The sequence below is a fragment of the Marinactinospora thermotolerans DSM 45154 genome (genome assembly GCF_900167435.1).
Lineage (GTDB): Bacteria > Actinomycetota > Actinomycetes > Streptosporangiales > Streptosporangiaceae > Marinactinospora > Marinactinospora thermotolerans.
The window spans coordinates 85,342-97,810 of sequence record NZ_FUWS01000016.1 but is presented as its reverse complement, the minus strand read 5'-3'; the positions used below and the strand labels follow the sequence as shown (position 1 = coordinate 97,810).

15 protein-coding genes and 1 pseudogene are annotated in these 12,469 nt (G+C 71.3%); 3 read left to right on the top strand and 13 right to left on the bottom strand.

Features of this window, described 5'->3' with window-relative positions:
• Positions 1–216 (top strand): annotated as a pseudogene (locus tag B5D66_RS22945) (ABC transporter ATP-binding protein); the annotation flags it as partial.
• 21 nt (positions 217–237) lie between these two features.
• On the opposite strand, the gene B5D66_RS22940 reads toward B5D66_RS22945, so the two are convergent.
• A complete protein-coding gene (locus tag B5D66_RS22940; protein WP_144390278.1) occupies positions 238–1,041 on the bottom strand; it encodes a MerR family transcriptional regulator in 804 nt (267 codons plus the stop codon).
• 619 nt (positions 1,042–1,660) lie between these two features.
• Positions 1,661–2,197: a hypothetical protein gene (locus tag B5D66_RS22930; RefSeq protein WP_078763888.1), complete on the bottom strand. Its 537-nt coding sequence runs from the start codon at positions 2,195–2,197 to the stop codon at positions 1,661–1,663.
• Positions 2,198–2,385: 188 nt separating this feature from the next.
• Here B5D66_RS22930 and B5D66_RS22925 point away from each other — a divergent pair, with 188 nt between their 5' ends.
• Positions 2,386–3,177 carry an ABC transporter ATP-binding protein gene (locus B5D66_RS22925; protein WP_078763896.1) on the top strand — a complete coding sequence of 264 codons (792 nt, stop codon included), beginning with the start codon at positions 2,386–2,388 and terminating at the stop codon, positions 3,175–3,177.
• Between the two features lie 8 nt (positions 3,178–3,185).
• On the opposite strand, the gene B5D66_RS22920 is transcribed toward B5D66_RS22925, so the two are convergent.
• From B5D66_RS22920 to B5D66_RS22895, 6 genes are all read right to left on the bottom strand, one after another.
• Entirely contained in the window at positions 3,186–4,013 is an 828-nt protein-coding gene (locus tag B5D66_RS22920; RefSeq protein ID WP_078763887.1) for a M23 family metallopeptidase, read from the bottom strand.
• A 480-nt stretch (positions 4,014–4,493) separates the two neighbouring features.
• Positions 4,494–4,688, bottom strand: coding sequence for a hypothetical protein (locus B5D66_RS22915; protein ID WP_078763886.1), 195 nt, complete (start codon positions 4,686–4,688; stop codon positions 4,494–4,496).
• Positions 4,689–4,785: 97 nt separating this feature from the next.
• Positions 4,786–5,022, bottom strand: coding sequence for an antitoxin (locus B5D66_RS22910; RefSeq protein ID WP_078763885.1), 237 nt, complete (start codon positions 5,020–5,022; stop codon positions 4,786–4,788).
• 133 nt (positions 5,023–5,155) lie between these two features.
• Positions 5,156–5,413 (bottom strand): antitoxin, encoded by a 258-nt coding sequence (locus B5D66_RS22905; protein ID WP_078763884.1) that lies wholly within the window; start codon positions 5,411–5,413, stop codon positions 5,156–5,158.
• Between the two features lie 94 nt (positions 5,414–5,507).
• The gene (gene mgtE, locus B5D66_RS22900; RefSeq protein ID WP_078763883.1) at positions 5,508–6,848 is read right to left on the bottom strand and encodes a magnesium transporter; all 1,341 of its coding nucleotides are present in this window, start codon (positions 6,846–6,848) and stop codon (positions 5,508–5,510) included.
• A 275-nt stretch (positions 6,849–7,123) separates the two neighbouring features.
• Positions 7,124–8,227 (bottom strand): PP2C family protein-serine/threonine phosphatase, encoded by a 1,104-nt coding sequence (locus B5D66_RS22895; protein WP_078763882.1) that lies wholly within the window; start codon positions 8,225–8,227, stop codon positions 7,124–7,126.
• 489 nt (positions 8,228–8,716) lie between these two features.
• Here B5D66_RS22895 and B5D66_RS22890 point away from each other — a divergent pair, with 489 nt between their 5' ends.
• Complete coding sequence (locus B5D66_RS22890) at positions 8,717–8,947, top strand: hypothetical protein (RefSeq protein WP_078763881.1); 231 nt, start codon at positions 8,717–8,719, stop codon at positions 8,945–8,947.
• A gap of 20 nt (positions 8,948–8,967) precedes the next feature.
• Here the strand turns inward: B5D66_RS22890 and B5D66_RS22885 are convergent, their stop codons facing one another.
• The 5 genes from B5D66_RS22885 to B5D66_RS22875 all read right to left on the bottom strand — a co-directional run bounded on the left by B5D66_RS22885 (position 8,968) and on the right by B5D66_RS22875 (position 12,252).
• Positions 8,968–9,435, bottom strand: coding sequence for a ribose-5-phosphate isomerase (locus tag B5D66_RS22885; protein WP_078763880.1), 468 nt, complete (start codon positions 9,433–9,435; stop codon positions 8,968–8,970).
• A gap of 118 nt (positions 9,436–9,553) precedes the next feature.
• Positions 9,554–9,691: a hypothetical protein gene (locus B5D66_RS25825; RefSeq protein ID WP_200813763.1), complete on the bottom strand. Its 138-nt coding sequence runs from the start codon at positions 9,689–9,691 to the stop codon at positions 9,554–9,556.
• A 238-nt stretch (positions 9,692–9,929) separates the two neighbouring features.
• The gene (locus B5D66_RS22880; protein WP_078763879.1) at positions 9,930–11,354 is read right to left on the bottom strand and encodes an aldehyde dehydrogenase family protein; all 1,425 of its coding nucleotides are present in this window, start codon (positions 11,352–11,354) and stop codon (positions 9,930–9,932) included.
• Between the two features lie 101 nt (positions 11,355–11,455).
• Positions 11,456–11,614: a hypothetical protein gene (locus B5D66_RS25820; RefSeq protein WP_200813762.1), complete on the bottom strand. Its 159-nt coding sequence runs from the start codon at positions 11,612–11,614 to the stop codon at positions 11,456–11,458.
• Between the two features lie 26 nt (positions 11,615–11,640).
• Complete coding sequence (locus tag B5D66_RS22875) at positions 11,641–12,252, bottom strand: mycothiol-dependent nitroreductase Rv2466c family protein (protein WP_078763878.1); 612 nt, start codon at positions 12,250–12,252, stop codon at positions 11,641–11,643.
• Positions 12,253–12,469: the final 217 nt, after the last annotated feature.

Below are 12,469 nucleotides of genomic sequence, written 5' to 3'. Positions count from 1 at the left end.
GAGGCGTTGCGTACCGCGTTGCGGGGGCGGACCTCCCTGGTCATCGCCCACCGGTTGGCCACCGTCCGCGAGGCCGACCGCATCCTCGTCCTCGAGGACGGCCGTGTCCTGGAGTCGGGGACCCACGAGGAGCTCCTCGCCCACGGCGGCCTGTACACCGCCCTGTACCGCACGCAGTTCGCCCCGCAGGAGAAGCGGACGGGAAGCACCCGTTAGGCGTCCAGACGTGGATCCGCGCTACTGCCAGGTCGCGGTGTCGGGGTCGATACCGTGGGCGCGCGCGCTGGCGTCGATGATCTGCCGGAACCACGTGGCAAGGCCCGCGCGGATGCCGTCGTAGTGGGCGGCGAATCCCGGATCGGCCTCACACTTGCGGCCCAGGCAGACCTGCATCTGCCTGGTGAGGGGAAAGTACGAGGCGAAGATCTCGCGATGCCACTCGACGAGCCGGTCGGCCTCCGGGCTGCCGGGTGCGACGCCGGCCTCCATCGCGTCCCCGAGGGCGCGCTCGAAGCCGACAACGACGTCGGCGATGGCCCGCCACTCCTCCGGTCCGCGAGAGGCCGAGCGTTCGGCGTAGTGCCGCCATTGCGCCGTGTCTCCGTAGCGCTGACGGGCCTGGGCGGGCCAGTCCGGGTCCCACCGGGGGCCGAAGATCGCCGTCTGCTGCTCGGCGGTCAGCACCAGGCCGCGCTCGTGGGCGTCGATCATCCGGTCCAGTCCGGCGCTGAGCTGCTGGAGGCGGTCGATCCGTTCGGCGACCCCGGCGCGTTGCGCGCGCAGCGCGTCGGGCACGTCCACGGTCGGATCGTCCAAGATGGCCCGGATCGCCTCCAGGCCGAGACCGATCTCGCGGTAGACGACGATGCGGTGCAGACGTTCCAGATCACCAGTGGTGTAGAGCCGGTATCCGGCGGCCGTGCGCAGCGACGGCCGCGCCAGAGCGATCTCGTCCCAGTGGTGCAGCGCGCGGACTGTCACGCCCAGACGCGAGGCGACCTGACCGACGGTCAGGCCATCGGCATCAGTGACATCGGGCATGCTTCTCATTGTCCGCCGCGGTCGACACCCGGCGGGATGACCCCGACGGCTTCCAGGGTGTACGCCTCCCGACCGGCTGAGGCGAAGGGCCGCACCGCGGTGAAGACGGTCCACGCGTTCTCGGGGTGGTCACCGCCACATCGCAGGCGTTCCGGGGGATATCCCCGTGGACCGGGTCGGGCCGTGGCGGGCGACAGGCCCGGGCAGGGGAATCGACCTGGCCGAGCAGAGACGCGGAACCGACGCCCATCGCCGGCCTCTGCTCCAAGACGCCTCCCGCCGAGACGAGCGGCACGTCCCGGAAACGCCCACCGGCGCGGACGCGGCAGCCCGCAGGAGGTGCCGAACGGCTCGAAGAGCCTGAACCGGCGGGTCTCCGGACTCGCCGGCTCCGCCACATCGCTCGTGGGGAGCGTCACGGACGCGGGCGTTTCAAAGACACCACGGAACGGCTCCGGCGGAACCGCGGCCGGACCGGGAGCGGGCACGGGACTCGTCTCCAGCGCGCTGTGCTGGTCGCTCATGCGCCCATCCTTCCGCCTCACGCGACGTGAGGGTCAACCCGGTTGCGTGGGCCGCGTCCACCCCGACGGCGGGCCGGCGTTGTGGCCGGGTGCTTCTAGGCCCGCTCTCCGGCCTTCCCGTCCTTTGCCTTCTTCCGCTTGTCCTTCTTGGACTTCTTCTCCCTCTTCACGGATTCGGCCTTCCCCCGCGCCGCGCCCTTCTCGCCCTTCTCCTTCCTGGGCTTCTTCTCCTTCTTCGGCTTCTTGCCGGACTTCTTCTTCGGCTTCTCGGCGTCCTTGGAGGTCAGGTGCTGCTGTAGCGCCTCTGGGAGGGGTGAGATCCCCGGGCCCCCGTCGAAGATCCAGTCGTCGAGGTCGTCGACCAGCCGGTCCTCGAGGAAATCCCCCAACCAGACCGGACGTCCGCCGCGGGCCCGCCCCTCGGAGGAAGGTTGGACCACCACGACGTTGGCCTTGAAACAGATGCCCAGGCACGTGCTGACCCGTACCGGGATGTCGCGCCCCTCGTGGTCGCGCAGAGCGCTGAGTCGCGCGAGCTGCCCCTGGTGATCGACACCGGGACGCTTCTTCTTCCTCCCACAGCAACAGCCCCGGCACACGACGAGTTGGCATGGCCGTCCCCGCACGCTCACCCCACTCGCCCTCCCACCGTCGAATGTCCCCTTCGCCCCCACCGTATCCGCGCGCTTCGGCCGCTGACCGGCCATCGCGCCTCCCCCGCTCCAGCCGGAACCGGATAGCGTGGCCCCGTCACACTCGGCGCGGAAGTTGGGACAACGTGCACACATCCCCCGAGGAGGCCGCCTGGCACTCCCCCGTCATGGCCGTCGACCACGTGGACCTCGTCCGGTCCGGACGCCTCCTGCTGGACCAGGTGAGCCTGGTGGTACGCCCCGGGGAGCACTGGGCGCTCCTGGGGCCCAACGGTGCCGGCAAGAGCACCCTGCTCAGCCTGCTCGGGGCACAACGGCACCCGACCCGTGGCGAGGTCCACGTGCTCGGCCACCGCCTGGGCCGGGTCGACCTGCGGGAGCTACGCCGACACATCGGACACGTCGACCCCCGCCACCCCCTGCGATCGTCCCTGACCGGACGCCAGGTGGTCCTCACCGGCGCCACCGGCACCATCGAGCCCCCGCCCAGGTGGACGCCACGGGAGGACGAGGAGACGCGCGCGGCCCACCTGATGCGCGTCTTGGGGGTCGAACGGCTCGGTGAGGCGCGGTGGCCCGACCTCTCCCAGGGGGAGCGCGGACGCCTGTTGATCGCCCGGGCGCTCATGCCCGCGCCCCGGCTGCTCCTCTTGGACGAGCCCGCGACCGGCCTGGACGTCTCGGCCCGGGAACAGCTGCTCAGCGGCCTGGACCGGCTCCGCGGCGAACAGCCGGCGCTGGCCAGCGTGCTGGTCACCCACCACCTGGAGGAACTCCCGGCCACGACCACCCACGCGCTGCTCCTGCGCGGCGGCCAGGTGGTCTCCAGCGGTCCCGCGGAAGAGGTGCTGACCGGCAAAGCGGTCAGCACCTGTTTCGACCATCCCATCCGGATCGACCGCCACGACGGCCGCTGGGTGGCGCGGGCCGCGCCCCCGGCACCCCCCGACCTGGGGTGACCCCCGTCTCAGGCCCGGAACGGCCGCCAGGCTCGCGGCACCCCGTCCTCGGGGACCCCTTGGACACTGTCGGGGGCCCAGCGGAAGGGGAGGCCCGCCGCCCTCCACGGCCGCGGACCGTCCATGAGCTGGAAGTGGACCTGGGGTTCGACACACGCCCCCGAGTTCCCGCAGGCGGCGATCTCCTCCCCCTCCTCGACGCGCTGCCCCGGCCGGACCCGCACCGACCCCTTCCGCAGGTGGGCGAGCAGGGCGTAGCAACCGTCCCCGAGGTCGATGACGACGTGGTTGCCGAACAGGCCGGAGGCCCCCCACAGCTCCCGTAGCGCGGATTCGACGGCCATGCCCAACAGCCAGGGCCAGGAGGTCCGGCTGCGGTGGTCGCGCCACCGGCCGCACACACCGACCACGACGCCGGCGGCCGGCGCGTACACCGGCGCCCCGAACCCGGGAAAATCCCCGGGCGGACGGCTGAGCGGTCTCCAGCCGATATCGGGTCGTGTGCCCGCCCCCGGCTCGGCGACGAGGAGGAGCGCATACCCCTGTCCGTAGGCGTGCGTGCCCTGGCTCGGGACCCGCTCGGCGGGCCCGCCCAGCGCCATCCACCGGCCGCGCACGGGTGGCCGCACCTCCCGTGGCGGACACCGGACCCGGCCCACCCTCAGCCCGACGACCAGGGCGACCGCGAAGGCCGGCAGGCGCACCCACCAGTCGATCCCCACGAGCCCTCCGGCGAGGAGGAGCACTGTGGCGCCCCACAGCAACGGCATCCGGACGCGGGCCGCGATCCGCGGCACGAGGGTCGGCCGCGGACGGGCCGTGGTGGTGGGTGGCATGCCCCCATCATCGTGGACGTCCCCGGGCCGGCGGACCCGGACCGGGGACCGTGTCCGGCGGCGCTCGCCGGACTCCTCGGACTCAGGTCCAGCCGATGTTGGGCGCGTCGATGAACTCGTCCTTGTCCTCCGGCGAGACCAGGTGAACGGGGGTCCTGGGTGACGCCCACGTCATGCAGGTGGGACTGCACGATGGGGCTCACCGTCACCGATGCCAGCTCCTCCGCGGCCGCCGGGGCCGGAGTGGCCACCGCTCCCACCACAGCGACCAGGACCGGGGTCAACACATGCCGCCTATGTTGCACGTCCTGCCTTTCCGTCGATGTCTCCGATGCCAGACCATAGGCACGGCCACGGCAGCGGACAACGACACGGACGAAATCGGAGGGTCCGCTGCAAGCAGGGACGACGGTGACCAGAAGACGCCGCCGAGGCCATTTCGGCCTCGGCGGCGTCGGGAAGAAGACCGGCCGATCGGTGTCAGTAGCGGCGAGGGCGACGCGCGGTGAAACGGCGCAACAGGCCCACGGCGCGACGCAACTCGTTCTCGGGAGAACGGCGGCGCGCGGGCCGGCCGGCCCGCGGGTAGGGACGGGTGCGGCCTCGCGGACGAGGGGCGGCGCCGGTGCGCAGGGCGCGGCGGGCCTGTCCGACGAGACGGTCGAGAGCGGACATCCGGGGTTCCTCCTCGGTTCCTTCGGAGTCGTTCCGTTCCTCCCCTGCCCCGCTATCGCCGCTCCACTCATCCTCGGGTCTGACGCGACGGTGAGAGTCACCGACCCCAGCGGTCATCGGGCCGGTAGTGCCCCTGGCGACCGTACCCGTTCCGCCTGCCCCGTCCCAGGTAGCGGTCGGCGGCGGAGGTGAGCTGGTCGACCTGGCGGTTGTAGCGGCCTCCGGTACGACGCTTGACGAAGGTCCCCGCGGACCGGATTCCCCGGTTCACCTGGTGCGGGTTGCGGCGGACATAGGCGAACGCCTGCCGGAGCAGGCCCTTCAGACCGGCCATCGACGTCTCCTCCCTTGCCTGTTCGGGGAGTGCTCTCCCCTCTTCACCCCGTCAACGCTTCGCGCGGGCCCGGGGTTCCGTCCGGGACGTGGAACGGCCCCGGCCGGTGGGCCGGGGCCGTGGATCGATCCCGCTAGGGACGTTCGCCCGTCCCCGGGGCGTCGGGCCGTCCCTCGGTCCGCCTCTCCGGCCCTGTGGGGCGCTCCTGGCGCGCCTGGCGGCGCAGGTACTCGGTCGCGGCGTCTCCCGCCCGGTCGATGTGCTGGTCGTACTTGCCGCCGGTCTTCTCCTTGGCGACCCGGCTCGCCTTGTCGATGCCCGCCGAAACCTTGCCGCCGTGCTGGCTCGCCGCCTTCTTCAACTTGTCGAAGGCGTCCCCAAGTCTGGCCATGCTCGCTCCCCCTGTACGACACGGCTGTGCAACATCCGTGACGTGGGCATACCCATCCGGTCCAGATTGATACCCGATTCGCCGGCGCCCCGGCTCAGACGCCGAGGATCGCCCGCGCGACGGTGAAGTAGATGAGCAGGCCGGTGGCGTCCACGAGGGTGGAGACCAAGGGCGCGGAGACGACCGCCGGATCGACACCGACACGTCGTGCCAGCAACGGCATGGTGCTGCCGATGATCGCCGCCCACGTGCAGACCGCGACGACCGAGGTGGCCACCGCGACGGCGATCTGCACCCCCACGAGGAAGGAACCGATGAGCAGGGCGATCGCGGCCAGCATGATCCCCAGCAGGAACCCCACCCGGCATTCCTTCCAGGCCACCTTGGGCAGGTCGCGGACGCGCACCTCGCCCACCGCCAACGCCCGCACGATCGCGGTCGCCGACTGCGATCCGACGTTGCCTCCCGTGCCGGTGAGCATGGGGACGAACAGCGCCAGGGCCGTGACCTGCTCCAGCGTCGCCTCGAACCCCTGCATCACGTTGACGGTCAGCGTGGAGGCCACGATGAGCAGGAAGAGCCACACCGAACGGGCGCGGGCCAGGCGCAGCACGCTCGCGGCCACGTAGTGTCCGGCGACCGGGCTGGCACCGGACTGCCGGGCGATGTCCTCGGAGTCGGCCGCCTCGATCAGCTCCAGCGCGTCGTCGAACGTCAACAGGCCGACGAAACGCTCCTCGGAGTCCACGACCGGGAGCGCGACCAGGTTGGCCTCCTGCATGAGGCGGGCCGCGCCCTCGGCCGGCTCGGTGGCGCGCACGCGCGGCACGAGAACGTCGACGATGTCCTTGATGAGCGTCTCCGGCGCGCTCACCACGAGATCACTGAGCTGTACCGTTCCGGCCAGCCGGCGGCCGTCGTCGACGACCGGCAGCGTGTAGACCGTCTCCGCGTCGGCGCCCTTGGCCCGGACCACCTCCAGCGCCCGGCCGACCGTCAGGTCACGGTGCAGGACGACGGTCTCCGGCGTCATGTAGCGGCCGACCGACTCCTCGGGATAGCCGAGCAGCGCCGCGGTCATCTTGCGTTCGGCGGGGCTCAACCCGGCCAGGGCCCGGGTGGCGATCTTGGCCGGTGCCTCACCGATCAGCCGCGCGCGGTCGTCGGGGTCCATCTCCTCCAACAGCTCGCGGAACGCGCCGTCGCGCAGCCCGATGAGGATCTCCTGCTGGTGGACCGGTTCCAGCTCCTCGAAGACTTCGAGTTCGCGGTCCTTGTCGAGCAGCCGGAAGGGGATGATCGCCAGATGGCTGTCCATGCGCGCGAGCTCGTCGGCGATCTCATAGGGCGGATGCTCGGCGAGCCACAACCGTATGCCGGTGAGGTCGTTGTTGTGGACCAGGTCGACCAGGTCGACTCGCTCGTCGTCCGCCATGCCGGGCACCCCCTCGTCACTTCCACGCCGTCCAGCGACCGGCTCGGCCCCGGTGGGACACCGGCCGGACCGCGGCCACAGCGAGCGGACGCGGGAGGTGGCGGTTGTTCGCGATGGGGCGCGGCGCGCCGGTCCCACGGGGTGGAGGGAGTCCGTCGAACGGCTTCCCCACCCCGCCCGAGGAACACCCCGACCTTACCGGCGTGCCGGGGAAAGGAGGACATCCACGCGCCCCGCGAAGAGGTGACCGGACCCCGCGGTGGCCGACCGGCGCGTCAGGAACGCCAGATCGCGACGAGTGCGCAGTCGTCGTTCTTGTCCCCGCTCAACGTGTCGACGACACTGGGCACCCCCTGCTCGAAGCCCTCGGCGAGCAGTTGGTCGGCCACCCCGAGGAGCCGGTCCACCCCCGCGTCGAGGTCCTCGCCGGGTGTCTCGATCAGGCCGTCGGTGTAGAGCAGGATGGCGTCGCCCGGCCTCAGCCGCCCCTTGACCGGCGTGTAGGTCATCTCCGGGATGACGCCGAGCACCACGCCCTTGGCCTCCGTCGTCGACCAGTTCCCGGTGCCGCTGTCGAACTGCACCGCGGGCGGATGTCCCGCCGAGGCGATCAGGTAGTCACCGGTGTTGAGGTCGATGCTGAGGTGAACGGCGGTGACGAATCCCTCGCCCACCGCGGTGCGCATGAGGTAGTCGTTGCAGTGCGCGAGGAAGTCGCCGCTGGGCACGGCGCTGATCAGCCCGCCGAACGCGCCCGACAGCAGCAGCGCGCGGGTGCCGGCGTCCACCCCCTTGCCCGAGACGTCCACGACCGCCAGGTCCAACTGGTCGCCCCGGCGCATCGACACGACGAAGTCCCCGCCGAACGACGACCCACCGGCCTGCTGGAGGACGGCCGTGGACCCCCAACCGGTGGGGAGGTCCGGCAGCCTCCCCTGCGCGCGCAACCGGTCGCGCAGTTCCAGCAGCATCTTCTCGCCGCTGAGCCCCTGCACACCGAGCCGCTCGCGCACCCCCGACAGCAGGTAGGCCAGGACCGCGGTGACGCCGATGGTCACCAGGAGGCCCGGACCGACCTGGCCGAAGTCGAGCGCGAACGCGGTGAACAGGAGGACCGCCGCGACCACCCCGAGGAGGAAGGCCAGGCTCTTGCGTTTGAGCAGCAGCCCTCCGGCGAGCACCGTGAGGATGACCGCGCTGGGCGGGAACCAACCGGCCGGACCCCACACCGCCCCGATACCGATGCCGACGGCCAACACCACGAGCGTGATCAGCACAAGACGGTAACGGAACAGCACCTTGCGTTTGAGCAGGGTGACGATCCGCTGCGCCAGGGAACGCGCGTAGCGGACGGGTTTAAGGAGGGGCGGGGTCTTCATCGTGGCCGCACTGTAGCGCGCCCAACGGCACCGGGCACGTCACACCACGGGCTTTTGAGCCGCACCCCCGCGGATCGAGTCAGCCGATATCCGCCCAGCATGCACGCCGAAAACTCCGCAGAACTACTCATGGTCCAGTATGGGCCGAGAACCTCGAAGACGTCAGGCGTCCAGCGTGGTTTACCCCCGATTCAGGGAGAGATCACTTACCTGAAGGCCCTCGAACACGGTTTCCGGGGAGAGCACGATCACAGGAGTAACCGGACACCCCTCACGAAAGCGACCGAAGGCACGGAGGGCCGCCGGGGACCGGTGTGACCTCCTCCTCGGTCCGCGGGCCGCTGTCCCCGGCCCCGTGCCCCCGGCCGGCCGCACCGTCGGCCGTCCCTCCGAGAACCCGTGGCGGGCCCCGGCCGGAAGGCTTCCCAGGAAGGCCACGCGGGTAGGGACGTCCGTGGCAAGGGCCGGTGGACGGAGAGGAGGGTCTCCATGGCGCGCAGCCATATCACCCTGTCGACCGCGATGCGGGTCCGCGACGTGTCGCGCCCCCGCGGGGAGCACACGGACGGGGACCCCTGGGGCGACAAGGAGGCGGGAGCGCCCGGCCCGTCCCCGGGCGGGACGCAGCGGGAACCGTCCGGGAGCGAGGAGCTGGTCGTTCCCCCCGTCCCCCGGGCCGCGCGTCGAGGCCGGCGGCGCGAGCGGCGCCGCCGGCGCTAGGGCGCGACGGGCGGGCGCGGCTACGGAAGCGGGGGAAGCTCACGCGTACGCTCGTACTCGCCCAGCATGGCGATACGGCGGCTGTGGCGCTCCTCGCCGCTGTAGGGCGTGGTGAGGAAGACCTCGACAAAGCGGGTCGCCTCGTCGAGGGAGTGCATCCGGGCTCCGATCGAGACGACGTTGGCATCGTTGTGCTGACGCGCGAGCTCGGCGGTCTCGACACTCCAGGCCAGGGCCGCGCGGACGCCGGCGACCTTGTTCGCGGCGATCTGCTCGCCGTTGCCCGACCCACCGATGACGACACCCAGGGCACCCGGGTCGGCGGCGACCCCCTCGGCGGCCCGCAGCACGAACGGCGGATAGTCGTCGAGTGCGTCATAGGCGACGGGGCCCGCGTCGACGACCTCGTGCCCTCGTTCCTTCAGCCAGGAGACGAGGTGCTCTTTGAGTTCAAAACCTGCATGATCGGATCCAAGGTAAACACGCACGGCTCCTAGTGTCGCAGGTCGCGCGGTGCCGGAAGCACCGGCCGCGCCCGTCCGGTGGTCCACCGAGGCACGGGACGGGCGGGTTCGTCGCCGTGTGCCGCCGAGACCGTGAGGCCGGTCAGATGGCGGCGTAGAAGACGCCAAGGCCCAAAGCCGCGAACAGGATCGTCGAGAACAGGGCCACCAGGTTGGTCAGGACGATGGCCTTGATGTCCTTGCTCAACGGCGTGGCCTTGGACGGCGTGGACTTGCTCAACTTCAACCACCTTGGAGGAAACGGGGGACTATTCGGCGGTCATCTTGTCATAGGGGGACACGGCCTGTGATTCGACGTCCGTTTCCCCACCGAGACGCCTCGCCTGGACGGAAACCGAGGTTAACCGCTGGAGTCGACCACTACGTCCGGGGCGCGGACGCCGGGGACACCGCGCGGCGGCACGTCCCCGGCGAGCACGGGCGTGCAGGCCGGTGCCGGCCCCCGCTCGTGCCCGATGTCACAACTGGATGGCCTTGATCTCGCAGAACTCGTCCAGACCGAAGAGTCCGGCCTCCCGGCCGACGCCCGACTGCCGGTACCCGCCGAACGGCGCGAGGGGGTTGTAGGCGCCGCCGTTGACCTCGACCTGTCCGGCCCGCAGCCGCCGGGCCACCGCCACCGCGTGCTCCCGGTCACCGGACCACACCGCGGCGGCCAGCCCGTAGACGGTGTCGTTGGCGATCTCGACGGCCTCGTCCTCGGAGCCGTAGGGGATCAGCGCCAGCACCGGGCCGAAGATCTCCTCCTGGGCGATCCGCATGTCGTTGCGCACGTCCGCGAAGACCGTGGGACGGACGTAGTAGCCGCGCTCCAGCCCCTCGGGCGGCTCGGCGCCGCCGGTGACCAGGCGCGCTCCCTCGGCCATCCCCTGCTCGATGTAGCCGCGCACCCGGTCGCGCTGCGCCGCGGAGACCAGCGGCCCCACGCGCACCCCCTCGCCGAAGGGGTCGCCGACGACATGGTTGGCCGTGTACTCGGCGGCGAGCCCGACCGCCTCGTCGTAGGAGTCGCGGTGGACCAGCATGCGGGTGAGCGCGTTGCAGCTCTGCCCGCTGTTGCGCATGACATCGGCGACACCGCGCTTGACGGCGCGCCCCAGGTCCGCGCCGGGGAGGATGACGTTGGGCGACTTGCCGCCGAGTTCCAGCGACACCTTCTTGACGGTCGCCGCGGCGACCTCGCTGACGCGCCTGCCCGCGCGGCCGGACCCGGTGAAGGAGACCACGTCGACATCGGGGTGGGCGGCGATCGCCTCGCCGACGACCGGACCCGTGCCGCAGACGAGGTTGAACACCCCCGGCGGCAGCCCCGCGTCGTGGAGGATGTCGGCGAGGGCATAAGCCGCGAGCGGCGCGATCTCGGTCGGTTTGAGCACCACCGTGTTGCCGGCGGCCAGGGCGGGGGCCACCTTGAGGACGATCTGGTGGAGCGGGTAGTTCCACGGGGTGATCGCGCCGACCACGCCGTAGGGTTCGCGGACCACCAGCGAGGTGCCGACCTTCTCCCCCTCGAAGTAGCGGGCCCCCGTCTCCCCGCCGAGCAGGTCGAGGTAGGAGCGCAGGATGGTGATGGGCAGGCCCGTCTGCACCTGCGTCGCGAAACGCAGGGGCGAGCCGATGTCGGTGGCGATGGTGCGGGCGATGTCGCCGGCGCGGGCGGTGAGGAGTTCGTGCGCCTTCGCGAGATGACGCAGACGCTCGGCCAGGGGCAGCGCCGACCAGGCGGGGAAGGCCGCGCGCGCCGCGGCGACCGCGCGGTCGACGTCCTTGGGATCGCCCACCGGGACCCGGTCGACGACCTCCTCGGTGGCGGGGTTGACGACGTCGAGGGCTTGCGCCGAGGCGGACTCGGTCCAGGCTCCGTTGATGTAGAGGGATCGCATGCCCGCACCCTTTCCCAGAATCCGATTCTGATATTCGTCCGGGAGGTCACAGGAACGCTACCGTCGGCGGAACCGGGCGTCCGGTTCCGCCGACGGCGAGGTCACCCCCAGTGCGGCGGGCGCTCCTCGAGCAACCGCGCGTCGTTGTCGTGGTCGGGTTCACCCCAGCCGTATCCGCGCTCGTCCGCGGTCACGTCCGGAAGGACCTCGAAGTCGTCGTCGAAGGGGCCCACCGGGCGCTCGTCGTCAGGTGTGCTCATGCCAACCCTCCCACGGGTGTGATCGGTCAGTCGAAGATCGGGTCACGGGTGCGGCTGCGCTTGAGCTCGAAGAAGCCGTCGACGCCCGCGACCAGCAGCACCCCGTCCCACAGCTTCCCGGCTTCTTCCCCCTTGGGAGCGGGAGACACGACGGGGCCGAAGAAGGATACGCCGTCGACCGAGATCACCGGGGTACCCACCTCGTAGCCGACCCGGTCCATCCCGTCGTGGTGGGAGGCGCGCAGCGCGTCATCGTACTCGGTGGAATCGGCCGCCTCGACGAGGTCGGCCGGCAACCCCGCGTCGGCGAGGGCCGCCGCGATCGTCGCGGTGGTGCGCGGCTCCCCCTTGTTGTGGAAACGGGTTCCCAGCGCGGTGTACAACGGACCGAGGACGTCGTTGCCGAACCGCTGTTCCGCCGCGATGGCCACCCGCACCGGCCCCCACGCCTCGGCGAGCAGCTGACGGTAGTCCTCGGGCAGGTCCCTGCCCTCGTTGAGAACCGACAGGCTCATCACGTGCCAGCGAGCCCGCACCGGCCGGACCTTCTCGACCTCCAGCAGCCACCGCGACGTCATCCAGGCCCACGGGCACACCGGGTCAAACCACAGGTCGGCGTTTGTGCGTTCCTCGGCCACTTCCGTCTCCTCACACCTCGTTCCCGACGGATCGGGCCGTCAGGGTCCAGAGCGGATTTTCCGCCCTGACACTGGCCAACCATGGCGGCCGGTTCCGCATTCCAGGGCGATGCGTGGCAGGATCGCCCCCGGAAGACATCCGAGGTCGCCACGCGCGCAGACCCGCGTTGACGGCGACCGTCATCGAACGGCGGCCGGCGAGGACGGCGGCCGCGAA

Bases quoted from the DNA above. Each gene is read 5' to 3' on its own strand.
- B5D66_RS22890 (WP_078763881.1), top strand. From the start codon at position 8,717: ATGGCGCGCAGCCATATCACCCTGTCGACCGCGATGCGGGTCCGCGAC.
- B5D66_RS22940 (WP_144390278.1), bottom strand. From the start codon at position 1,041: ATGCCCGATGTCACTGATGCCGATGGCCTGACCGTCGGTCAGGTCGCC.
- B5D66_RS22925 (WP_078763896.1), top strand. From the start codon at position 2,386: ATGGCCGTCGACCACGTGGACCTCGTCCGGTCCGGACGCCTCCTGCTG.
- B5D66_RS25820 (WP_200813762.1), bottom strand. From the start codon at position 11,614: ATGAGCACACCTGACGACGAGCGCCCGGTGGGCCCCTTCGACGACGAC.
- B5D66_RS22910 (WP_078763885.1), bottom strand. From the start codon at position 5,022: ATGGCCGGTCTGAAGGGCCTGCTCCGGCAGGCGTTCGCCTATGTCCGC.
- B5D66_RS22905 (WP_078763884.1), bottom strand. From the start codon at position 5,413: ATGGCCAGACTTGGGGACGCCTTCGACAAGTTGAAGAAGGCGGCGAGC.
- B5D66_RS22920 (WP_078763887.1), bottom strand. From the start codon at position 4,013: ATGCCACCCACCACCACGGCCCGTCCGCGGCCGACCCTCGTGCCGCGG.
- mgtE (WP_078763883.1), bottom strand. From the start codon at position 6,848: ATGGCGGACGACGAGCGAGTCGACCTGGTCGACCTGGTCCACAACAAC.
- B5D66_RS22915 (WP_078763886.1), bottom strand. From the start codon at position 4,688: ATGTCCGCTCTCGACCGTCTCGTCGGACAGGCCCGCCGCGCCCTGCGC.
- B5D66_RS22895 (WP_078763882.1), bottom strand. From the start codon at position 8,227: ATGAAGACCCCGCCCCTCCTTAAACCCGTCCGCTACGCGCGTTCCCTG.
- B5D66_RS22880 (WP_078763879.1), bottom strand. From the start codon at position 11,354: ATGCGATCCCTCTACATCAACGGAGCCTGGACCGAGTCCGCCTCGGCG.